Origin of the sequence: Bacillus sp. B25(2016b), assembly GCF_001679765.1 — a bacterium.
GTDB classification, from domain to species: domain Bacteria; phylum Bacillota; class Bacilli; order Bacillales; family Bacillaceae_G; genus Bacillus_A; species Bacillus_A thuringiensis_K.
In genome coordinates, this window is record NZ_CP016285.1 from 2,969,466 (window position 1) to 2,992,850 (window position 23,385).

The window sequence follows — 23,385 nt, forward strand, 5'->3', positions numbered from 1 at the left end:
TAGTGTGTTTATGCATGTAAAAATAAAAATCTACCACTGAAAGGAGGACAGTCAGACTATTCCCCTCTTTTATAAGGAGTGAATAGCTGGCGTTCTCATGAAAAATTCTATTTACATAAGAAGAAGTTTGAAAGTAATTATAAAAAGAGAAGAAAATAAACTACCGAACATTTATTTAGCCACTGTTTTAAAAAACTTGGAAAGTTTAGGATTTACTTTTTCCGAGCCTTTAATAGAAGAGTTGCAAACACTTTCGGTTGATACATTCACATCGTTTTACAAAGAGTTGGTAAAACATTTAAAAGAAATGGTTGGTGCACATATTCAGTTTACTCCTATGTATCCAAACTTTCCGCAACAAATGATGGATTTAAGTGACGCTGATTTATACATTAATGCTATTATTCATTATGTGACGTTGCGCCTACCTGTATCAAAAGTAGAAGAACGACTTCCTCTTTTAGATAGCGTTGATTTGAAAGTTATTAACTTAGGAAGTGAAGAAGATTTCAATCAAATGATTTCTCAATTGATTAGTGCAAACAGCTCTATTTCCTCAACTGATAAGACAGATGTAGAATGGGCTATTACACACACTGAAGATGTTTCCTGTTTTCTACCTAATGTAATTCCTCATAAGGAAAATATGTCTTTTATAATTGGAGTTTTATTAATAAACAGAAAAATATCAGCCGATGCTGCTGCAAAGTATTTTAAAACAGCAACTGATGTTCTTCGCCTTGCAGTTGCTTTATCTGAAGGCGATGTGAGTTTAGCATCTTCCGTTCGATTCAAGAAGTTTAACCGAGCAGAAAGACGCTTCCTTTTAGGATTGTTAGAGCAATGCGGAAACATTACCGAAGATATGCTTCGATACAAAAAACGTTGGATTCGTTTAGGTGAAATTCTTCATCCAGCAGAATATCATACTCGTTTCCCAAAAACCCACCGAGCATTTGAGATTCTTCGCAATAACATTAAAGTTGAAACATTTAATGGGAAAATAGAAGCAGCTTTGTTGAATCGTGATATCATGACAGCGAAAAATCTTTTAAAAACTCGCCCAGGGGAATTTGCCAGACGCTTGGATCATTTAATCCGTTTATGTAGTGATAAGTCAACAGATGTTTTCAATATTCTCGAAGATTTTCTAAGTATAATAGGAAACGTTTCTACTCCTGTATTACTTCAACTCACGGCTCATTTTAAGCATCGAAATGATAAAAATGAATTTCGCACCTTTTTTCCAAAGGGAAATGTAGCAAAAGCTATAGGTATTGAAAATACACTTCCATTTATCTCAGAGGATATTTGTTTAATGATTGTAAAAATGTGTGAAGATACTTTAAAAAATTGCTTCGCAGAACTTCCAAGTCTCGGAAAAGTATTTTTGGATGAACAGTTAAAAAATCACTTAGTTCCCTTCTCTCAACGTTCAGCCAGCAAAGCGCTTCGCACATTATCTCGAGGAAGTAAAATAGATTTGCCAGAAGGAGATACGATTCGTTTTTTCCTATGGTGGAAAGAAGGCTATGTGAATGGACAACATACAGGACGCGTTGACATTGATTTATCTGCTGCAATGTACGACGAAGATTGGCAATACAAAGAACATGTATCCTTCACGAACTTACGTTCAAAAAATTTCAAAGCCTACCATAGCGGAGATATTACTTCTGCACCAAAGGGCGCATCTGAATTCATTGATTTCGATATTCCGTCTGTGCTGAAATATGGTGCACGCTATGTAGTCATGACTTTGCTTTCTTACACAGACCAACCGTATAAAGATTTACCAGAATGCTTTACTGGTTGGATGGTTCGTCAATATCCTGGTTCAGGTGAAATATTTGAACCTTCTACTGTTCAAGATAAAGTGGATATTACTGCCGACACCCAAATCTCTATTCCAGTTATTTTAGACTTAAAGGAACGAAAATTGATTTGGACAGATTTGTCTCTTACAAGAGATCTAACTTATGATAATACCATCGAGGCTAATCAAAAAGGTATGATACTAGTTGGAAAGGCTTTAACTAATTTAGTTAAACCGAATTTATATGACTTGTTCCGATTACATATTGAAGCTAGAGGTGAACTCGTTCAAGACATCGAAGAAGCAGAAAGCATTTTTTCTTTGGATAAAGGAATTACTCCTTTCGATATCGAAAAAATAATATCTGATTTTATGGCTGATCCACAAGGCTAACTACATTACAAACATTGATAATGTGTGGAAAATATCCATGTATAATGTCTATGTGAAACAGGACCTGATAGATGCATATCAGGTCCTGTTTTTTATTTAGTAGATACTAAATAGTCCGGTTAATCACTATTCATCTAAATACACTATACTAATAAATTGAAATTTATTCGAAAGAATTTCATTAGTTAATATGTATCTAATTAAGAAACATTCATATACCAGCCCAAACATCTTTTCCATATCGCCCTTCATCTTGCACACGATCCAACCAATTTCTTGCTTCTTGTTCACTGACTTCATGAATTTCTTGATATGCTTGACAAAGGGTATCTTCTACATCCGGAGCCATTTTACTTCCATCACCACATATATAAAGGTGAGCTCCATTATCTAATAACGAAATTAAATTGATTCTATCTTGTTTTATTAAATGCTGTACATATGTTTTTGGATGTCCCTCTAGACGAGAAAAAGCTGTGTGTAAAGAGATTAATCCATCTCTTTCATCATTTTCTAGTTCTGTACGATAAAGATAATCTTTTTCAGGATGACGACAACCAAAATATAGATGCGCTTGTCCTAAGTTCATACCTTTTTGCTTTTGAACACGACGCGCTTGCAAGAATCCACAAAATGGTGCAATTCCAGTACCTGGCCCAACCATAATAATTGGTGTTTCTGGATCTTTAGGTAATTCAAAGTTTGATTGTGGCGTTCGAATGAAACAGATAATCTCATCTTTATTATGACGCTGAGCTAAGTAATTAGAAGCGACTCCTTCATATGTCCCTTCCCCACTCCATGCAGGCGCATTAACAACACCGACCGTAATGCTCAGACGATTGTGTGCAACGAGTGGAGAGCTTGAAATAGAATAGTAACGCGGTTTGAGCGCAGGAAGAAGTTCTAAAAAGCGTTCAAATCGGATTTCACAAGCCTCATACTTTTCAAGAAGGTCCAACATTGAAATCCGTTTCTTTAATATTTGTTCATGGTAAACTCCTTCTTCTAACAATGCTTCCAATTCTTTTTTATGAGGAGGACATGCTGTGAATGTTACCATTTCTCGTATTTGTGCACGAGTGGCTGCTTCTTGAACTTCGACACTATAACTAAGAAGGTCCAATAAACTAACAGGACTGTCTAAAGGTATGTGATTTATACTTCGTCCACTTGCACTCAGTATAACTTGATCCTTCCCATTTAATCCAAAGCGTCTTAAAATTCGGTTGATATTTTTCTCGCTATTAACTGGCAGCACTCCAAGGTGGTCTCCTTCTTTATATGTAGCGCCTTCTGGCAAGGATACCTCGATATGTCGTGTACTTCTATCACTGCTGGATGATTGGAGTTCACGATTTTCTAGTATAGACGCATAAACTGCTTCATATGTTCGCGCAAGAGGAGATCCTCCAAGACGACTGACAAATTGCAGACTCAACGTACTGCGCTCTTTTTCCATATTTTTGTTGAGCTCCAATCCAAATGCCTTCATCGCATCAGACCACATGCTTTGTTTCCATTGCTCGAGCTGTTCCTCGAAATCACCACTTGCATCTGCTTCTCCGCGTTTAGAAAATCTTGTTGCTCCTTTTTGAGCCATCTGCTCATCAATATATCTTGGAATCCGTTGATAGGTACTAGCCCAATTATGATCTCCACAACCAAAAACTGCGTATTGAACCCCTTTTAGCTCATCCGGTTTTAGTTCCTCCAACCATTGCACAAACTGCCCTGCATTACTTGGCGGTTTTCCATTATAAGAAGAAGTCACAATAAGTACCGCTCCTTCTTTTGGCAAACTTCCAATTCGATCGTTAAGAGCTACCACTTCCGTTTGAACTCCTTCTAAACTAGCTGTATCCGCTAATTCTCTTGCAATACCTTCTGCTACCCCTGTATCCGAGCCGTACAGAACAAGAAGTGAAAGATTATCGGCCCCAATAATAGAAGGTGTCTTCTGGACGTGCTGCTTAATTTCATGGTTTTTCAGCTTGTCCTCTGTAGGTGCAAGAGCAGTAGGATGGCTTATAGTTTGTTTTCGGGGTAGAATCCTAATCTTAAAATCACCGGGCTTTAGCGTTAATGTTTGTTTTACGTCCAGCTGATAGTTTTGATAATCGATTAATTCAAAATGTTGAAGAAGCATTCCCATTACAAGAGTGGCTTCATGAAGTGCAAATTGCATACCGATACATGCTCTCTGGCCATTTCCAAATGGCTTATAAGCATGATGAGGAACCTTATCCAGCTCTTCAAATCGTTCAGGTTGGAATTCTTCCACATTGTCTCCCCATGCATCTTTATCCCTATGTAGCTGTGGAATAAGAACAGAAATACGATCTTCTCCTTTCTTAATTGGGTATTTCCCGCCAATCACTGTATCTTCTTTTGCATAGAGACTGAATGCTGGAGCGGTAGGCCATAGACGTAGCGATTCATTTAAAATCATCCGTATATACTTCAGTTTCATAACTTGTTGGTATGTTGGAGTGGGATCTGTCAAAACACGGTCTACTTCTTTATAGGCTTTTTTCAACTTATCCGGATTCTTTAATAAAAAGTAAATTGCAAACGATAACAATCCACTTGTTGTCTCATGCCCAGCTATTAAAAAAGTGATAATTTGGAAACGAATGTTTTCATCATCTAATTTTTCACCAGTTTCCGGATCCTGAACATTTAACATACGGGAAAGTAAATCATTTTCTTCCTGATCTCCACTACTTTTACGTTCAGCAATAATATTATCTACTAAAGAAAACATAGATTGGATATCATGCTGAAATTGACGTTTCGTTCTCCACATGAGTTTGTCTTCTATATCCAGCCGCTGCAATTGGTGCATCGCCTCATCTAGAGCACGGCTCATGCTAGTGATAAAAGGATGAGGGGTCTCACGATAAAAGCTATTAAATCGGTAATTAAAACCACATAGACCAATTGTATCTAATGTAAGGCGAGTCATATCCTCCGGAACATCTACGTTTTCATTCGGGTTAAGCCGTGCCCATTTTTGAACGAGTTGTACAGCAAGATCGACCATCATGGCATGGTAATCTTTCATTGCCCGTTGGCTAAATGTAGGCATCAAAATATTATGAGCTTTTTTCCAGTTAGGCTCGTGAGTCTCGCTAGTAAATAATCCGTCTCCAGCAAAGGCACGAACCTTTGCCAAAGCACCCTCTATGCTTTTATCGAACCGCGTTTCGTCACAAACTTCTGCTACCAGTTCATGTCCAGAAACGACAATTATGGCATCACTTAAAGTTTGAATTCGAAAAATGGGACCATACTCTTCCGCCAGCTTAATAAACGATAGAGTCGGTTTATCTTTATTGATTAATGGGAGATTACCCAGCGGTCCATATGTTTTCGGCTGGGGAATGGCAGATACTTTTTTTTCCATTTAAAACACCCTTTCAAAAAAGCATGAAATAAAGTGAAACTTTAATCAGTGGGGATTTTGTTCATCCCCCACTGATTATTAGTTGAACCAATCGGGCTTTTACGGGCAGTTGGTCCCCCACCTAACTTCTTTGCTTCCGCTAAATTTTGAGGTGGGGGTCTTACTGCCCGTTAATGCGGGATAGCATATCCCATTTAATAAAGAGGAAATAGCAACTAATTGCCTGGGATACAGATATGTAATTGATTACCTTATTTTATCTTTTCCCTAACTATTCATGATTATGATATTGAGTATAAGCTTGGCAATTAGATTTATAACTTGTAGAAAAATACTAAATTAAAATGAAGCGAATAAATATAATTAGAGCCTTTTAATGTTGGTGTTAAAAGATAATCTAAAATTATAATGTTTATGAGAAATTGCAAACGGATCTCATCTCTTGTATTTGTTTATAAAAACGATTATTTTGATTCATTTTCTTATAAAACACCCCAAAATAGAAAAGTTGACGAGCTTAAGATTGTAATCAGTAGTCTAGTTAAACCAATATGATAAGCAAGTATACTGTGTTACTAATGAAAGAGGACCTGATATGAACATCAGGTCCTCTTTCACTATATAATTATTTCACTGCTTCTTTCAGCTCTTTTCCAGCTTTAAATATCGGCGCCTTAGCAGCAAAAAAACTTGTAGGAATCATTATCTAGCGTTTTATTCTTCTCTATCGATTTAACTTCTCGACAGCTTCCGCACTTGTATCTACACGTTTAACGAAAAAAACTAATAGTAGTGCAACAACATTCATGCCAAGCGCTACATAGAATGAATATTGAATTCCGGATAATAAAGCCTTCTGAGTTAACATTGCCTTCGTAGCCTCTGTGAAGGTTGTTGGATCTACATCAGCCATTAGACTTTCAGCTTTTGTTTTTGTTACAGAATTCATAATCGTAACAAGAATAGCAGTACCAATCGAACCGGACACTTGTTGAGCTGTATTATTAACAGCTGTACCGTGCGGATTTAAGCGCGTTGGCAATTGATTGAGGCCATTTGTCATAAGTGGCATCATCACCATCGCCATCCCAAACATCCGCAATGTGTAAATAAGAATAATATGTGTGTGACTAGAATCGATTTGCAGGTTTGCCAGCATATAAGTTGAAACAGCTGTAATGGAAAGTCCTACTATACCAAGAATCCGAGGGCCATATTTATCAAATAGTTTACCTGTAATTGGTGACATAACCCCCATTATTACCGCACCTGGAAGCATCATCAGCCCAGAGCTCAGCGGTGAAATACCGCGGACGTTTTGTACATAAGCTGGTGTTAAAATCATCCCCGAAAACATGGCCACTGCGTTGACAATTGCAATTACAGACGCAAGCGCAAACATTGGGTACTTGTAAACACGTAAATCCAATAACGGCTCATCCATTTTTAATTGTCGAATAATGAAAGCAATTAGGGCAATAGCGCCTATGATTAAGGCTGTTAAGACAACTTTATTCGTCCAACCATCGGAGCTTGCAGAACTGAATCCATATAACAAACCGCCAAAACCGACAGAAGATAATAGTAATGAGATATAATCAAGTTTTGCATTTTCATTTTGTCTCATGACATTCTCCGATTTCCAAATCCCTAACAGTAAGCTAATGATTGCTAACGGTAAAATCATTTCAAAAAGCAAACGCCAGTCATAATACTCTACAATATAACCTGATAGTGTCGGCCCAATTGCTGGAGCTGTAATCATAACTAGTCCAAAAATCCCCATTGCTGTTCCCCTTTTTTCTCTTGGAAAGCTTACTAGCATAATATTCATTAACAAAGGTCCCATAACTGAAGAGCCTGCCGCTTGAACCATCCGACCAGTAAGTAATAAACCAAAGTTAGGTGCTACAGCCGCTAAGGCAGTACCAAGAATAAAAATCACCATAGATGTAATAAATAGGCTCCTATTGGAGAAACGCGTTATTAAAAATGCTGAGGCCGGAATTAATATACCACTTACAAGCATATACCCTGTAGAAAGCCACTGGATCGTTGAATAATCTTGAATGTTTAAATCTTTCATTATTGATGGCAAGGCTACATTTAAAAGGGAGTTATTTAGAAATGAAACAAATGCCCCAATAAAAAGGATTACAAGCATTACATATGGTGGTTTTCTTTTATGTAATGTTTCACTCATATATTTAATTGCCCCTTCATTATAAATTTCATTGATTCGTTTAAATCGTTTACATATTTGCACAAGAAAATATTACCCTTGCAGTATTTTGCCAAACTCTTCGAATGGATATTCTTTTTTTAGCAATTCCACTTGCTCAACATACCATTTTAAAATCTTTTTGTTGATTAAACCTTTATAAAAATGTTTGTTAACGGAATTTAAATTAGGCTGAAATACACAAAATAAGCAACTGAAAATCCCCTTCTAAAATAAAGTGAAGCTTTAAATAAATGAGAATTTTACAGGGAGCGAGAAAAATCAAAAAGACCACGCACCCATTCCTTTAAATACAGGCTTGTAGATCTAGTTATGTAACCATCCATAAAAAGGAATATTACATAGGCTAAGTCTAACATTACATTTTTAAAGTGAGGAGAATAAGCGTATGGACCAATATTGGTATTTGAATTCAAAGGGAAATGGGCAACAATATAATAACCAAATTTCATTATATTCACAGCCCGAAATAACTACATCTGAGGTAATGAATGATTTGAAGATTCCTGAGAATTGGAGTTACCGAGTCGATCCAGTTAGTTGGGATTCATCAGCCAATTATACGGGGTTCAATCCCCACCCCCCTCTCTTCTCTTGGGGGCAGCCAATTAATTATGCAGGGATAATGCCCCAAGGTCAGCCTGCTAATTGGACTCCATTACCAAGTCATGCAGGTTTTAATTTTCAAAAACCTCCCTTCCCCTGGGCGCAACCATTCAGTCATACAGGGATGTTCGCACAAGGTCATCTTGCAGCTTTACTATCGCCGCCAGCTAAGCCTTTTCATTTCAATACCAATAACTCGGGTGTTTTTGGAAATCCTCCAGGATGGGGTGGTCCGTGGGCCCCAATGGGATGGGGAAATAACGGAGGTAACGGTCAGCTAGGAATGCTTGGAAACTTACTTACAGCAGGAAAAGGCACCATGAGTGGAATAGGAATGATCAGTAGTCTAATCGGGATGGGGAAGTTCTTCTTTTAGTTAATTAGAACAGGAGAATGTGGCTGTAGCTTTAATCAGCCACATTTAAGGACAGTAATCTCCCACCTAACTTCCTAGCATAGCATTCGCGGAAATTTTATGTAGATATGTATTGTTACAAGTTACTGTTTTACTTTGAGTGCTCCTTTACTTTCTTATCAAGTGCCTTACTATAAGCATCTTTGTTTTCCTGTGATAACTCATAAATTGCTTTTTTCCAATGCTCTCCGTCTACACCTGATAAAAATTCAGTACCTTTCATTGTAGCTTCTTGAATCTTCTGTTTATCTTCTTTACCAGCATCCTTAATTAACTTCGTTGCTTTTCTTGCCTCTGTTACCCCTTCTTGTATGGATTTGTGAATGTCTTTGTATGTATCAGGTACTTTTATGTGTTCCATATTGTCTAAAATTTTATCTATCTCGTTTGATGTTTTTAAAACAGCTTTTGCTTTTGCTTTTTCTTTGCCCTTTAAGGATTCTCCTAAGTTTAGTAATAGTTCATCCTTCTTAAATTGGAACTCTACCACTTGCTCACATATGTAGTACGGATACTGTTGTTCAGAAATTACTGTTTTCGTTATTACTTTACTAGTTTGCTCAGTCTTATGAGTAGAATCTTTATCTCCTACCTCGCATCCGACTAACAGCATAAATGGAACTGCTAACGTTACTAGTTTCTTTGCTCTCATTATGTATTCTCCTTGTAGAAAGTATTGTAAGTAATTAACATATCAAACTATAACATACATTACATTATGGTTCACTTCCATTACGCTTTTAAAATGTAAAATAAGAATACACCCCATAAGCCACAAATAAGATTAATAGAATAGAAATGCCGAGTACCGTATATATAATCCATTTTAAATTTGAATTCATATCATCCTCCTACCTCTCGATAATTCCAGTATATAACAAAAAAGCATTGGATACCCAATGCTTTTTACACTTACACAAATAAAGAAGTATTCGCATATAAAGCTGGTGAACCACCTGAATGTACGAATAAAATATTGTCTTCCTTATTAAATTTACCTTTTCTAATTAAGTCGATTAATCCCGCTACCGCCTTACCTGTATACACTGGATCAAGTAAAATACCTTCTGTTTTCGCAAGTAACTGAACTGCCTCTACCATTTCCGGCGTTGGTAACGCATAGCCGGGCCCTACATATTCATCAAAGCACGTAACAGCGTCGCGCGAGATAAAGTTTGGAATACCAACGTGTGCTGAAGTTTCATCTACAAGTTTTGCTACTTTCTCTTCTTGCTCAGCTTTTCCTCTACTTACGTTAATCCCGATTACAGGAATATGGTTTTGTGTTCCAGAAAAACCAGTAATTAAACCAGCATGCATACCGCCGCTACCACTTACACAAACAACTGAACTGAAATCAATTCCTTGCTCAAATGATTGCGCCATAATTTCTTGCGCACAAGCAACGTATCCCATTGCGCCCGTAGGATTTGATCCACCAACTGGAATTACATATGGTGTATTACCTTTTTCACTTACTTCTTGTGCTACTTTATGCATTTCTTCCATAAGATCTGCTCCGTTCGGTACAACAATTACATTTTCAGCACCTAATAAGTGATATAAGAAATAGTTCCCGTTAAAGTCTCTCTCCTCTTCTGTCTCAAGCCCTTCCTCTAATACAAGGATACATTTCATTTTTTCTTTTACCGCAGCAGCAAGTGTCAGGCGGCAATGATTTGACTGAATACCACCAGCTGTAATTAACGTATCTGCACCCTTTTCCTGTGCATCTGCAACTAGAAATTCTAACTTTCTCGTCTTATTGCCACCGGCTGTTAAACCAAGTAAATCATCTCTTTTAAAATAAATAGTCGGACCACCAAGTGCTTCAGAAAAATTGTTTAACTTTTCAATTGGTGTATATGATTCTGTATATTTTTTTCTCGGGAATTTAGCTAAATTCATTGTAACGCTCCTTTTGTACTTCTTTCACAATATATGTAACGTTACTATTATTACACGTAAAAATGGTGAAGTCATCTTTCTCGGTTAAAAATGTATTAGAATTTCGTTTTGATAAGTAAAACCGTATTAATGATTTTAACTTAATTACGGTACATGAAATTTATATCAACGATTTTTTAAATATATCGTTCATTCCTTACAATATATCAACGATTTTTCAAATATATCTATCGTAACTTGCAATATATCAACGATTTTCTTAATATATCGATCTATCGACAAAAAACGACAGACAGGCAACCCCTTTCTCATCAACAAAAAAAGAGCCCACACATTCAAATGTGGGCTCCCTCCAATCACTTATTTACCGAAAAACGAAGTAAGTGTGTTAATCCCGGCTCTAAATTCATTTCACCTTTATGGCGTACGTATACGACTTTATCTCCATCAAATTTCGGAGGATTTGCTTTACTATACGTATGCCACTCATTCGTTCCTTCTATAGAATACTCCATATATTCAGTTGCACCAACAATTATATTTTTACGATCATCTGCCGTTACATTTGGTGCCATCTGCGCAATTTTTGAATCACTAATTAATAACTTCTTTATATCCTTATCACGTTTGTAATCGTAAGCTGTCACAATTACATCGTTACCATATGCTTTCACTTGTAACCCTTGTTTAAATGAATAGCCATCTGGAGCAGTTTTCTCTCCTCCATTTGGCCCTGCTGACATCCAGCCTGTTTCAATACCGCCCGTATTTACAACAGTGAAACCTTTTTCATCTCCACCTTTAATTTTCTTTTTACCAGCCCAGTCAGGTAAGTTTAAATCCCAATGCGTATGGCTCGTGAAGAAAACAACTTGCGGATAGTCTTTTAATATATCGTACAATTTATCCACGTTTAAATAATCTTGTAAATATGGTGATTGTCTTGATCCAGATACTGTATCAGGTAAAACGTGATGAGAGAAAATGAAGATTGGCTTATTTTTATCTTTTTGACTGTACTCTTCTAAATTTTGTTTTAACCAACCTAATTGCTCATCACTCATATATACTTCATCCCACATTTTTGAATCGTGGTATTTCATATATTTTTCAGTTCCTAAAAATAGAAGCGGATAACCGTCTAATTCTTTTTTATGATATACCTTTTCTTGTCCACTAAATTTCAGATAGCGGTTAAATAAAGTTTCCTCAGTTACACCATTTGGCCATGTACTTTGAGAGAGTTTCCCATCTGCTGTCCATTTACCAGCATAAAACTCATGATTCCCAACAGTAGACCATATATTTTCTGGATGCTTATTTTTATTTAACACACGCATTACATCATCATATTGTGACTGTTGTCCAGTCGGCGTTATATCCCCATTCATAATAAGCGCTCTAGAAAGTGGCGTTACTTTATTCATATCTTTTAATACGTGATCAAAATCTCCTAAATCACCTTGAATGTCACTAATAACATTAAAAGTTGTAGCTGATTTTCGAACTTTCCCTTTCCCTTCCGCATGCACTGAAAAAGTCGGTAATAATGCCGCCATAACTGCTAACGAAGCAACTGTCTTTTTCATACAAATTCTCCCCCTAATAATAGAATGTACAAACTGACATGTTCTGCTCTGTCTTAGGTGCTTGTCCAATTCACATTATAGGAGGAGATTGTAAAGATTGATGGAATGAAAAATTAAGTGTTTTTTAAGAGATTTTGTCTTTTTTCACACTCCACAATTAGCAATTCGCGCCAATCTAGCTTTCTAGTCTTTAACATTACATAAATGTAAATGAATATGATGAATCTCTTAGTTTAATATGTTGTCTTTTTAATCTCTGTTATATAACCGCCACAAAATATGCTATCTTTTCAAGTTCTTTTTCTTTAATAAACGTTACTCCTCTTTTAATTAGCCTTAAAATTGTAAAGTGGCTTAATAATATGTTTAATATCAATTGTTTCTTTTGTATTCTCAATAATTTCATCCATTGGCTTATATACCATTGGTGCTTCATCTAAAGTACTTTCTGCAACAGATGTAGTCCAAACCTCTGTCATTGTATTTTGAAAATCCTCTAAGTTAAGTACTTCTTTCGCCTTCTTACGGCTCATAATACGCCCTGCTCCATGAGGGCCAGAAAAGTTCCAATCTGGATTTCCTTTACCAAATGCAATGATTGAACCATCTCTCATATTGATTGGAATGATTACTCGTTCATCTTTCTGAGCTGAAATAGCACCTTTTCTTAGAATCATATTGTCCATATCGATGTAGTTATGGATTGTAGTGAATTGATCTGTTACTTTCCAATCCATTGTAGTGACGATTTCATCAATCATTGCTTTACGATTTAACTCCGCATATTTTTGTGCAATTTTCATATCATTCATGTAATCTTTAAATCCTTGTCCTTCTAAATAAGCTAATTCTATACGAATCACCGGTTTCTTAATTTCACGTAAAGCTTCATGTATTTCTTGTTGTCTGCCTTCTTTCGTTAAACGCTCAATCATTTCTTCTTTAATAGATTTAACGTTTATAAGTTGCTCGTAAGCAAAGTTTTGATAATACTCTGCTACTTGTTTCCCTAAATTACGCGAACCACTATGAATAACAATGTATACATTTCCTTCATCATCCTCATTCAGTTCGACAAAATGATTCCCCCCGCCAAGTGTACCAATACTTTTTTGAGCACGTTGCAATGTAAACGGGGCTCTTACACTATCAAAATCAATCATTTTTGAAAATCTATGTTCCTTATCTCGAATACGAAAACCACTTGGGACAAATTTACGTATCGTTTCGTCTAAGTAATCGAAGTTGATTTCCTCTTTTTTCTTATTAATTATAACAACCTCCATGCCACAACCAATATCGTACTTACCTCCCAGTTTCCTGAAAGTGTGGACTATACCTTCTCTACAGTCATCGAGATATGCAGTCTCTACTGTAGGCTCACCGTATTAATTATTCCTCTTCAACTCAAAATGGATGAGGAATAATTCTGTACCTTAGTCTGCTAACATGGTACAAGTCTCTGAACCATTCGATTATGTCACCATAACCACTGGCTGCTGATTGCCCTCGCCTTTTATCGTTAGGGTTCCCAGTCAATTGAGTGAGTAGTTTAAAGTCTGAGCCGATTAGTTAACCCCGACTAAATTAGGAACAATCTTATCTTGAATTGTCATTGTTGTCCCAATCGTGCAACCTGCACCCGCATGTGTATCTGGCATAATACGAATCTTGCTATCCTTTACGAATTCTTGGTTACAAAGATCAATAATTTGACCTGCTGCCGTTTCTTCTACATTCGTAGTATATACTTTTGCTTCATTGTATTTTCCTCGTAATTTCAACATCTTCTATTTCCCCTTTCCTTTAGTTTCTACAAAACATTAATTTATATATATTTATAATTATATTTTCCACCACTACAGCTCATTTCCTTTTTTATAAAAAAAGACACAGAGATTCCTCCCCATGCCTACTAATTTCCTACCTCTTCACCGCATGCACATAATGCACCGTCTCAAAAGCTTCTAAATAATCATTTCTTCCTTCAAAATACAATGTATTTATATCCTCTGGTGATAAATGCTCATAAATAAGTAAGCCCGCCTTCTCTAACAGTGCTTCCATTTCGGCATAAGAATAACATGATTTCATCGGTTCTCCGCCTACCGCAGCCATTTTCACCATGTTTTCAACTCGATTGGATAGTCCTTTTTTCGTAAATAAGTTTTCATCGGGATAATCGAAAACGATAGAACTCCCTACTGGAACTATCTCGAACAAGCACTCTATTAAACTAGCAAGCTCCTTTTTCGTTAAATAGTACGTAACACCTAAAAGGCTAAAGAAAGTCTTTTTATGTTCAAATCCTTCAGTCTGTAACTGTTCATAGGAAATTCCTTTCGTAAAATCCATCGAAACAAAATGAAGGTGATTTGGAACTTCAAGTTCTACTTCTTTTATTCTTTCCTTCTTAAACGCCTGCGTAGAAGGATGATCCACTTCAAATATTTCTATTTTATTTTCTAATTCTCGGTGTCTAAAACTGAACGTATCTAAGCCTGCACCGAGTATGACGTATTGTTTCGCTCCTAATGTAATTTCACGTAGTAATACTCTTTCACAATATGCGGCACGTACTAAAGGTGTTGGTGATAACTGAACTTGCGTAATCCATTTTAATATTTCTTTTGGATTGTCTTGAAACTGCTCTGCAATGTCTGTATTGAAAAAGTGAATCCCTTGAACCATGTTCGTTTCAATATTGTTACGTTCTTTTTGTGAAATGAAATCTTTAGCTACATAATCATCAAAGATTTTAGGATTATCAAATTCACTATGATACGCCCTTCCGAAAGCTGATACTAACGACGTTACACTTGCTTCACCTTGTTTCACGCACATACACTCTCCTTCATTTTCACAACAAAAATAGGGTTCCCCTGGCCAGGAGAACCCTATTATACACCATATTTTTAAATTGTTGAATTATAGCATAAATAAGTTTTTTTGTCAAGTTTTCACCCTACTAATGCTCCAACAATTTGTGTAATCTCTAGCAGGAAGATTTCGATCTACACCGAATATTCCAGTTCATAACAATACAAATGGAGGGCGTCATGAAAAGATTAGTCATCATTAGAGTTGGAAAAACACACAGTGGAAAAACTACATTTGCAAGAGCATTAGAAAAAGAGTTACCCCACTCTTTCGTTATGGATCAAGATAATCAAGCTGAATTTATTAACACGCATTACGAAAAATTACAGCCGGCTAAAGGCCCTAATACATTTAAGCACGGTCTTTCAAAATTCATTGTTGATTATGCGAAAGAACATTCAAATTTACACCTTATTATTAGTAACTCCAATCGCAGTAAAAATGGAAGGTTATATTTACTAAACGAATTATTTCCACAGAATGAATATGTACGCATACTCGTTCATTTTGATATTCCAGATGATGTCCTTTACGAAAGAGTAGCTCGAAGCACACGAAGTACGAATATTTTTAGAGGTGGTTATTCTAATTTCAAAGAAGTACTCGATCGACAACGGGCTGAATCGCAACATGAAGATGTTGTCGATCCGATAGAAAACGAGGCTGATTATTTGTTCGTTATTCGTAATAGTAAGGATGTAAACTCTACTATAAAAGAAATTGTTCATCTAGCTAAAGTTTTGTCCCCTACTCCAAAATAAGAGACTATAAGAATTCCATAATGATAGATTATTATGCAAATACTTCCTCTAGACATCGTACATGGTATATAATGATAAGATAATCTACTTCTATATGCTCAATTTTACACAAAACAGCTCATGCATATGAAAGAAAAGAGGTACAAAAATATGAAAACAAAACAAACAATCGCTGCGTCTACACTAGCTTTAGCAATGATTGCTGGCGCAAACTCTGCTCATGCGGAAGTAAATGATGCTACTCCTCAGCAAAGTACGGGAGATCGATTAGCTGAAATTAAGCAACATAAACAAGAGTTAGATGCGAAATTGCAGCAACACAAAGAAAACGTGGATCAAACATTCAATGAACTTAACAAGGTTAAGGAAAATGTTGATACGAAGGTGAATGAACTACATGAACGTAAACAAGTTGCTGATGAAAAAATTAACGAGATTAAACAACATAAACAAGAGTTAGATGCAAAACTTCAGCAAGACAAACAAATCGCCGAAGATAAAATCGCGGAAATAAAAGAGCATAAAAAACAAGTAGAAGATAAAGTTGCTGAAGTAAAAGAACATAAGCAAAATATCGATAATAAGGTTAATGAGATTAAAGAACATAAACAAACTGTCGATGAAAAAGTGAATAAAATGAAGCAACATAAAGAGAACATCGATCAAAAGGTTAATGAACTTAAGGAAGTAAAAAAACAAGTAGATGAAAAATTAGCTGAGTTAAAGAAAGCGAAACAAACTGCTGAGGACAAACTTGCTGAGTTAAAAGAAAACAAGCCGAATACTGGTAACACGTTAGAGGAACTTAAGAAAATTAAAGGCAATTTAGACAGTCTTTCCGCTAACTTAGAACTAGCTAAACAAGATGTGAAAAACAAACTAGCTGCATTACAAGAAGCTAGACAAGATTTAATCAATAAAATTAACGAAATTAAACAATCAAAACAAACTGTTTCAGACGATTTATCAAAGAAAAAACAAGACTTAGATATTAAAATCAACGACTTTAAACACACTGAGAAAAAAATTGATGACAAATTAGCTGAGATACATACAACGAAGCAAAATGTTGATAACAAGATTAATGAAGTATCACAGTCTAAACAAACGCAAGCAGATAATGGTACTAAAAACAATAACGCTAAAGAACTTCCTAACGCTGGTAGCGAGCAATCAAACAATATGGCTCTAGGAATGCTATCTGTATTAGGCGGTGTTTTATTACTTACTCGTAATAAAATTAAAACGTTATTCTCTAAATAAATCCATTAAAAAAAAAGGAAACCCGCACATACATGTACGGTTTTCCTTTTTTATATTAACTGTCCATCTCTTAGCGTCAATATACGATCACATACATCAAGCATTCTTTCATCGTGCGTAATCATAATGGCTGCTTTTTGGCTCTCTTTCACTTCACGTTTCATCATTTCTACAACTTCACGTGCACGTTTTGAATCTAAGCTAGCCGTTGGTTCATCCGCTAATATTAAATCCGGATTGTTCATAAACGCGCGAGCGATTGCTACCCTTTGTTTTTCTCCGCCAGACAGTTGATTTGGATAATGATTTTTTCTTTCCCCTAATCCAAATGCTGCTAATAAATGATCCGCACGCTTTTCCGATTCTCGTTTGTTTTCTTTTTTTAGCTTTGCAATGTAAAGCAATTGTTCTTTTACATTTAAATATGGAACAAGATTTGCGAACTGGAAAATGAAGCCGATTTTTTTCAAACGAATGTCTGTCATTTCCTTTTCTGATAGCTTCGTAATATTTTGCTCACGAATGTAAATATCCCCTTTTGACGGTGATAATAAAGCTCCCGCGATTGATAATAACGTACTTTTCCCCGATCCAGAAGGACCGACGATTCCGATAAATTCTCCAGCTTTCACATCAAGCGATATCGGATGAAGGGCTATTACTTCCGTATTCCCTTCTCCGTACACTTTACTTACTTTGTCTAATTTTAATAATGAAGTCATTACATCCCGCCTCCAATTGCTTCTAGCGCATCAACTTTTAATACTTGATATAATGAAATAAGTGTTCCTAAAATACTAATGACGATAAAGATTGCTGCATATTGTGTAATCATCGGTGCTGTTAATAAGAACGGCATACCTGCTGGTAAAATTTTCTCTAACCCTTGTACAAGAACGATGCTAATTATCATCGCAACGACTGATAAGAATAACGCCTGCACGACTAAGCTATTTGCTAAATATGAGTCCTTTGTACCAATCGCTTTTAATACGCCTAATTGCTGTGTTTTTTGCAATGTAATGACGTAGAAGAATACACCGATTAATAACGCAGCGATTACAAGTAAGAATGCAATGATCATCGTTAACGTTCCTTGCTCTTCTTTAAACCCTGGAATACTTTGTAGTACTTCTTTTTTATCAATAACGTGAGCATTTTTAATTTCTTTATCTGTATTCAGCGCAATTGCACTATAATCTTTTTGGTTTGGTTGGGAAATAGCACCCCATACGTCTTCATTTACATAAACGACTGGTGTATGGCTAAACATTTGGTCTTTCGTAAATCCAACGATTTTAAATTCTTTTTTTGAAACAGGATCGATAATTGTATCTCCAATATCGATTCCCTTCTCTTTAATCGATTCGTCAGCAACCATTTCGTTATTTGCTGTGCCTAATTTCTCACCTTTTACAATGTTCGGCTCTAAAAATGAATCGCGCTCACTTGAGAAAATAGCGATATCAACCTTTTTCGAACTATCTTTCTTTTCATACGTTGAAACTTTTACACGAAACGGAACAGCCTCTTTCTCGCCTACTTGATTTACTACGTTATCAACATCGTCTTTCTTAATTTGTGAACGAAGTAATTTATTTTCCGCATCATCTGCTAAAACGAACTTATTTGCCTCCATATTTTGAATCGATGAAGCATTATCATATGATAGTCCATTTGCCAATCCTGAAATAACAAGAACTAAAAATGATAATAACACCATAATAAGTCCGATTAATCCATATCTTAATTTTGATTGTTTTAATTCACGCAGAGCTAAAAACATTTCGCTCGCTCCTTCCTCTTTCTTTCTATGCACTTATCATAAAAAAGAATTATGAACGGAATATGAACAGAAGATTACAGAGGATAAGATTTAATTTTCAGAAAGTATTGAAAATAATTGAAATCCTTGATACAATTCAGTCAAATAATCTTGACCGAGTAATTTCATTTAAGGAGTTGATCATTTTGAAGCCCATGTTCACACTAACTACTTATAGCCAACTAAAAGCAATGAGCGATCCACTACGTGTCGAAATGATGATGCGTCTATGCGAACGTCCTTATACAGGACAATTACTATCTGAGAAATTCGGCATTTCAAGGGCGAAAATTCATTATCATTTAAAAGAATTAGAAAAGAACGGTTTTATAGAAATCGTTTATACAGAAGAGAAAAATGGCATCGTTCAAAAGTTTTATCAATCTGTCGCGAAAGGCTTCACCCCTGCCTCAGAACTATTACCTCATTTAGAAATATTAAGCGAATCAGGTCGCCAAATCTTTTTACAAATGACGGAAAGAACGAAAAGCCATATTCTCGCTGCACCAGAAGAAGCCTTTACATTACGAAAAGAAAGCGAAGATCCAGCTGAGTGGAATTACGTTTCATCTTGCTGGGAGTTTGATGCCACGCCAGAACAATTTCAAGTGTGGGTGAAAAAGTTTTATGAATTGATGGGTGAATTAAACGAGATCACAAAAGACGCGGATAAAGATCCAAATAGTAAATCTTACTACATTTCTACTACTGCCCTACAAATCGAAGAACGAGCAATGCAGCGATTTGTGAAAAAAGAAGAAAAATCGTAATACGATTTTTTTTATACAAACGGTCAAATTTATTTTACCGAATAAATTTATTATAAAGGAGTAGATTAAATGGACGTATTAAAAAACCGGAATTTCCTCTTATTGTTTTTAGGGAGAATTTTTACAAACATAGGAGATAGCTTATACTATGTAGCCGCGATGTGGCTCGTATATAAGCTAAGTGGTAATCCTTTCTATTCTGGATTGGCTGGTTTTCTTACGTTATTACCTTCTGCACTTCAATTTCTTACCGGTCCATTCGTCGATAGATGGTCAATCAAAAACACCCTCGTCATCACACAAGTTCTGCAATGCATTCTTATATTAATCATTCCTATTACACACTACTTCGATCTATTAACAGTTCAACTACTACTCATCATCATGCCCATCGTAGCCTTTATCGAACAATTCGCCTATCCCGCACAATCAAAAGCTTTACCACTTCTACTGCATAAAACACAATTATTAAAAGGAAATTCACTCTTTTCATTTGCATATCAAGGCATCGATTTAATTTGTACGACGCTTTCTGGCATATTAGTAGCACTATTTGGCGCAATCACTTTATATGTAATCGACTCTTTTACATTCGCGATTACTGCCCTTTTGTTCTTTTCACTAAAAATGCCAAAGCAAACAGAAACCAATACATCGCTATCAACTAAACAATATTTCACTGATTTAAAAGAAGGTTTTTCGATCGTCTTTCGTTCATTAATGGGCGTATTCTTAATCGGTTCAGTAGTCGCTAATTTTTCAATCGGTATGACGATGGCGATACTCCCTTCTTTCGCTGATTCTTTAGGAGGTGTGAAATCATATGGGTTCTTCTTAGCTGCTATATCAGCAGGTAGTCTTATCGGTGCATTATTCAGTTCATGGGTTGGCAAACGTAATGTTGGCCGTGTCTCCATTATTAGCTTTGCGACCGGCGCTATCTTTTGGTTTCTCTCTACGATTGTACCGTTTCAATGGCTATCTATTTTCTTATTCAGCCTAGCCTGGATTCCAATTGGTGCGACCAACATATTATTTGCGACAATTAGTCAAATTTTAATTCCAAATCAATATATCGGGCGCATCAATTCAGTCATGCGAAGTATGGGCACAATTGCTATGCCGTTCGGTTCTTTAATTGGTGGATATGCTGCAAATGTATTTAGTAGCCAACTCATTTTCGCGCTCGCTAGCATCGGAATTTTATTTATTTCTCTCGTATGGCTGCTTCATCCGAAATTACGAGCATTGCCAAAAGCTGATGAAATTACTGCGGATACTTTTGGGGTTCGGTTTAAAGTAGAACGTGGGAAAGGTGCGGCTTTATAGCTGCAGTGAGAGGGTACGTGAAATTTATATCGGCGATTTTTCGATTATATCGACTTACCGACAAAAAAAGAGGCCGTTCCGAAAACAGCCTCTTTCATCTATTTAGGAAGCTCAACCCGAACGGTCGTCCCTTCTCCCTTCGTACTATACACTGAAACGTTTCCATGATGCAGTTCAACAATCTTCTGCACGATCGATAACCCTAAACCGCTACCTTCTACATTTCTTGCCCTTGCTGTATCTACCTTATAAAAACGATCAAAAATACGCTCCATTTCTTCTTTTTCCATGCCGATTCCGTTATCGGATATAGAGATTATAACGCTAGACTCTAACTCTTCGACAAAAAACTCAATGGTCCCACCATCGTTTGAAAACTTAATACTATTCGTAAAGATATTACTCCATACTTGATGAAGTAAGTTTTCATCACCTTTTATAGTGATATCCGGCACATCAAATTCAACGGCAATATCTTTCTCGCGCCATTTCCACTCAAGCATAAAAATGACGTCTTTAATTTGCTTCTGCAGATTGAATTCTCTTATTTGTAGAACCTTTTCCTCTTTATCTAATGAAGCGAGCGTAAGTAACTGTTTACATAAACTAGACATTCGCTTGCTTTCACCCTCAATAATTTGTAAGTAATGATTTCTTTCTTCCTCACTCATCTTTTCTGTTTGCAACGTTTTTGAAAAACCTTGTATGGAAGAAAGTGGCGACTGAAATTCATGTGAAACGTTCGAAACGAATTCTTGTCTCATTTCATCTAGTTCTTTAATACTCTTCGTCATCTTTTGGAAGCTTGTAGATAACGTTCCTATTTCATCTTTTCGTTTTACATCTAATTCAATTTCATATTCCCCACTCGCAATTTTTTGCGTAGCCTTCGTAAATTTACGGATTGGGCGAACGATATAACCTGCTGCAATCGCTATAAAGATAATACTTAATAGTACGATAAACCCAAGTAATACCGCTAAGAAAATTCGCATCTCGCCAAATTGGTTCTGAATGTCAGGACGAATAAATAACGCGTACTGTTTATCACCGTGCTTTACCGGTACACCAACACTATTTATTAATTCATTATCGAAAAATCCTGTAATAAAAAGACGCGTTGGATACGTAGAAACACCATTAAACGTTTCTCCTTGCAATACTTTATGAACAGTAGCATCGCTAATAGACGTCTTACGAAACGCATTACCAATACGCTTCCCATTCTTTTGATCATCGACAATATAAATTTCATACCCTAACTTTGCAATAGAATGCAAATACGTCTCTTGATTTTCTTCACTTTGCTTTTCATATAACGATTTAACTTCTTCCGCATACTTTAAAATCTTTTCACTATTATACGGTTTTAACTTCACTTGATAATATACGTTCGTTAATAAAAAGCCGATAATACTACTAAGTAGCATAATGCCGACCGTCATAAATACAAATCTAGAATATAGTGATTTCATCTTATTTCAACTCCAACTTATACCCGAGGCCGCGCACTGTCGTAATTTGAAAATCATCCGTTCGTTTTGAGAAACGATCTCGGAGCCTTTTCACATGAACATCAACTGTTCGTTCATCTCCTTCAAAATCCATTCCCCATACTAATTCAATTAATTCTTCTCTTGAAAATGTTCTTCCAGGATAACTAGCTAATTGTGATAATAACTCAAATTCCTTTAAAGGAAGTAAAATTGTTTGACCGTTACACTTTACTTCTACACCTTTTCGATCAATTGTCGTTCCGTGCAACGTAATAATATCTGCACTCAGCATTTGATAACGGCGTAATAAAGCTTTCATACGGAAAATCACTTCAGCTGGTTCAAATGGTTTTACGATATAATCATCTGTACCAGAAATGAATCCTTTTTCTTTATCCACTAACTGGTCTTTCGCAGTTAATAAAATAACCGGTATATCATGATACTTCCGGATTTCTTCACATAACGTATAGCCATCAACGAACGGCATCATAATGTCTACGATCGCAAGATGAATATTTTCCTTCTCTAAAACGTCTTGCGCTACCTTTCCATCTTCTGCTTCAAAAACTTTAAACCCCTCTTTTTGCAAATGGTAATGCAACAACTCTCTAATATGCTTATCATCATCAGCTAATAAAATATGTATCATCTTCATTAAACCCTCTCTTGTTCATCCTTCT

18 protein-coding genes are annotated in these 23,385 nt (G+C 36.1%); 6 read left to right on the plus strand and 12 right to left on the minus strand.

The window, feature by feature from the left end:
* Positions 1-97: 97 nt before the first annotated feature.
* Positions 98-2,209 carry a TerD family protein gene (locus tag BAQ53_RS15150; RefSeq protein WP_208905693.1) on the plus strand — a complete coding sequence of 704 codons (2,112 nt, stop codon included), beginning with the start codon at positions 98-100 and terminating at the stop codon, positions 2,207-2,209.
* 211 nt (positions 2,210-2,420) lie between these two features.
* Here BAQ53_RS15150 and cypD read toward each other — a convergent pair whose 3' ends face one another.
* Together cypD and BAQ53_RS15160 are read right to left on the minus strand one after the other, a co-directional pair.
* Positions 2,421-5,618: a bifunctional P-450/NADPH--P450 reductase gene (cypD, locus tag BAQ53_RS15155; RefSeq protein WP_151522540.1), complete on the minus strand. Its 3,198-nt coding sequence runs from the start codon at positions 5,616-5,618 to the stop codon at positions 2,421-2,423.
* A gap of 724 nt (positions 5,619-6,342) precedes the next feature.
* Positions 6,343-7,821 carry a DHA2 family efflux MFS transporter permease subunit gene (locus tag BAQ53_RS15160; RefSeq protein ID WP_000005139.1) on the minus strand — a complete coding sequence of 493 codons (1,479 nt, stop codon included), beginning with the start codon at positions 7,819-7,821 and terminating at the stop codon, positions 6,343-6,345.
* A 427-nt stretch (positions 7,822-8,248) separates the two neighbouring features.
* Between BAQ53_RS15160 and BAQ53_RS15165 the strand changes: the two genes are divergently transcribed.
* A complete protein-coding gene (locus BAQ53_RS15165; RefSeq protein ID WP_131250137.1) occupies positions 8,249-8,842 on the plus strand; it encodes a hypothetical protein in 594 nt (197 codons plus the stop codon).
* 130 nt (positions 8,843-8,972) lie between these two features.
* Here BAQ53_RS15165 and BAQ53_RS15170 read toward each other — a convergent pair whose 3' ends face one another.
* From BAQ53_RS15170 to BAQ53_RS15195, 6 genes are all read right to left on the minus strand, one after another.
* Positions 8,973-9,533 (minus strand): hypothetical protein, encoded by a 561-nt coding sequence (locus BAQ53_RS15170; RefSeq protein WP_089149265.1) that lies wholly within the window; start codon positions 9,531-9,533, stop codon positions 8,973-8,975.
* Positions 9,534-9,793: 260 nt separating this feature from the next.
* Positions 9,794-10,789: a D-cysteate sulfo-lyase gene (cuyA, locus tag BAQ53_RS15175; RefSeq protein ID WP_208905695.1), complete on the minus strand. Its 996-nt coding sequence runs from the start codon at positions 10,787-10,789 to the stop codon at positions 9,794-9,796.
* Positions 10,790-11,145: 356 nt separating this feature from the next.
* On the minus strand, positions 11,146-12,378 hold the full coding sequence (locus tag BAQ53_RS15180) for a DUF4073 domain-containing protein (protein WP_208905697.1): 1,233 nt from the start codon (positions 12,376-12,378) through the stop codon (positions 11,146-11,148).
* Positions 12,379-12,704: 326 nt separating this feature from the next.
* Positions 12,705-13,664: an RtcB family protein gene (locus BAQ53_RS15185; protein ID WP_208905713.1), complete on the minus strand. Its 960-nt coding sequence runs from the start codon at positions 13,662-13,664 to the stop codon at positions 12,705-12,707.
* A 282-nt stretch (positions 13,665-13,946) separates the two neighbouring features.
* The gene (locus tag BAQ53_RS15190; protein ID WP_000916247.1) at positions 13,947-14,165 is read right to left on the minus strand and encodes an RtcB family protein; all 219 of its coding nucleotides are present in this window, start codon (positions 14,163-14,165) and stop codon (positions 13,947-13,949) included.
* A gap of 136 nt (positions 14,166-14,301) precedes the next feature.
* Positions 14,302-15,222, minus strand: a complete 921-nt coding sequence (locus BAQ53_RS15195; protein ID WP_208905715.1) for a class I SAM-dependent methyltransferase — start codon at positions 15,220-15,222, stop codon at positions 14,302-14,304.
* A 215-nt stretch (positions 15,223-15,437) separates the two neighbouring features.
* On the opposite strand from BAQ53_RS15195, the gene BAQ53_RS15200 reads away from it, so the two are divergent.
* Positions 15,438-16,019, plus strand: coding sequence for an ATP-binding protein (locus BAQ53_RS15200; RefSeq protein ID WP_151522543.1), 582 nt, complete (start codon positions 15,438-15,440; stop codon positions 16,017-16,019).
* Between the two features lie 150 nt (positions 16,020-16,169).
* Positions 16,170-17,282, plus strand: a complete 1,113-nt coding sequence (locus BAQ53_RS15205; RefSeq protein ID WP_208905717.1) for an LPXTG cell wall anchor domain-containing protein — start codon at positions 16,170-16,172, stop codon at positions 17,280-17,282.
* Positions 17,283-17,332: 50 nt separating this feature from the next.
* Here BAQ53_RS15205 and BAQ53_RS15210 read toward each other — a convergent pair whose 3' ends face one another.
* Positions 17,333-18,004 carry an ABC transporter ATP-binding protein gene (locus BAQ53_RS15210; RefSeq protein WP_089149260.1) on the minus strand — a complete coding sequence of 224 codons (672 nt, stop codon included), beginning with the start codon at positions 18,002-18,004 and terminating at the stop codon, positions 17,333-17,335.
* On the minus strand, positions 18,004-19,068 hold the full coding sequence (locus BAQ53_RS15215) for an ABC transporter permease (protein ID WP_151522545.1): 1,065 nt from the start codon (positions 19,066-19,068) through the stop codon (positions 18,004-18,006). The genes BAQ53_RS15210 and BAQ53_RS15215 overlap by 1 nt, the downstream gene beginning before the upstream one ends.
* A 185-nt stretch (positions 19,069-19,253) precedes the next feature.
* Between BAQ53_RS15215 and BAQ53_RS15220 the strand changes: the two genes are divergently transcribed.
* Positions 19,254-19,877, plus strand: a complete 624-nt coding sequence (locus tag BAQ53_RS15220; RefSeq protein ID WP_151522546.1) for an ArsR/SmtB family transcription factor — start codon at positions 19,254-19,256, stop codon at positions 19,875-19,877.
* Positions 19,878-19,946: 69 nt separating this feature from the next.
* Positions 19,947-21,206 (plus strand): MFS transporter, encoded by a 1,260-nt coding sequence (locus BAQ53_RS15225; protein ID WP_208905719.1) that lies wholly within the window; start codon positions 19,947-19,949, stop codon positions 21,204-21,206.
* Positions 21,207-21,304: 98 nt separating this feature from the next.
* On the opposite strand, the gene BAQ53_RS15230 is transcribed toward BAQ53_RS15225, so the two are convergent.
* Both BAQ53_RS15230 and BAQ53_RS15235 read right to left on the minus strand, forming a co-directional pair.
* A complete protein-coding gene (locus tag BAQ53_RS15230; protein ID WP_000839516.1) occupies positions 21,305-22,681 on the minus strand; it encodes a sensor histidine kinase in 1,377 nt (458 codons plus the stop codon).
* A gap of 1 nt (position 22,682) precedes the next feature.
* Positions 22,683-23,360, minus strand: a complete 678-nt coding sequence (locus BAQ53_RS15235; protein ID WP_000781961.1) for a response regulator transcription factor — start codon at positions 23,358-23,360, stop codon at positions 22,683-22,685.
* Positions 23,361-23,385 lie beyond the last annotated feature (25 nt).

Coding starts and splice junctions, on each gene's coding strand:
- BAQ53_RS15180 (WP_208905697.1), bottom strand. CDS start 12,378: ATGAAAAAGACAGTTGCTTCGTTAGCAGTTATGGCGGCATTATTACCG.
- BAQ53_RS15215 (WP_151522545.1), bottom strand. CDS start 19,068: ATGTTTTTAGCTCTGCGTGAATTAAAACAATCAAAATTAAGATATGGA.
- BAQ53_RS15225 (WP_208905719.1), top strand. CDS start 19,947: ATGGACGTATTAAAAAACCGGAATTTCCTCTTATTGTTTTTAGGGAGA.
- cuyA (WP_208905695.1), bottom strand. CDS start 10,789: ATGAATTTAGCTAAATTCCCGAGAAAAAAATATACAGAATCATATACA.
- BAQ53_RS15205 (WP_208905717.1), top strand. CDS start 16,170: ATGAAAACAAAACAAACAATCGCTGCGTCTACACTAGCTTTAGCAATG.
- BAQ53_RS15230 (WP_000839516.1), bottom strand. CDS start 22,681: ATGAAATCACTATATTCTAGATTTGTATTTATGACGGTCGGCATTATG.
- BAQ53_RS15235 (WP_000781961.1), bottom strand. CDS start 23,360: ATGAAGATGATACATATTTTATTAGCTGATGATGATAAGCATATTAGA.
- BAQ53_RS15160 (WP_000005139.1), bottom strand. CDS start 7,821: ATGAGTGAAACATTACATAAAAGAAAACCACCATATGTAATGCTTGTA.
- BAQ53_RS15165 (WP_131250137.1), top strand. CDS start 8,249: ATGGACCAATATTGGTATTTGAATTCAAAGGGAAATGGGCAACAATAT.
- BAQ53_RS15210 (WP_089149260.1), bottom strand. CDS start 18,004: ATGACTTCATTATTAAAATTAGACAAAGTAAGTAAAGTGTACGGAGAA.
- BAQ53_RS15150 (WP_208905693.1), top strand. CDS start 98: ATGAAAAATTCTATTTACATAAGAAGAAGTTTGAAAGTAATTATAAAA.
- BAQ53_RS15200 (WP_151522543.1), top strand. CDS start 15,438: ATGAAAAGATTAGTCATCATTAGAGTTGGAAAAACACACAGTGGAAAA.
- BAQ53_RS15195 (WP_208905715.1), bottom strand. CDS start 15,222: ATGTGCGTGAAACAAGGTGAAGCAAGTGTAACGTCGTTAGTATCAGCT.
- cypD (WP_151522540.1), bottom strand. CDS start 5,618: ATGGAAAAAAAAGTATCTGCCATTCCCCAGCCGAAAACATATGGACCG.
- BAQ53_RS15185 (WP_208905713.1), bottom strand. CDS start 13,664: ATGGAGGTTGTTATAATTAATAAGAAAAAAGAGGAAATCAACTTCGAT.
- BAQ53_RS15190 (WP_000916247.1), bottom strand. CDS start 14,165: ATGTTGAAATTACGAGGAAAATACAATGAAGCAAAAGTATATACTACG.
- BAQ53_RS15170 (WP_089149265.1), bottom strand. CDS start 9,533: ATGAGAGCAAAGAAACTAGTAACGTTAGCAGTTCCATTTATGCTGTTA.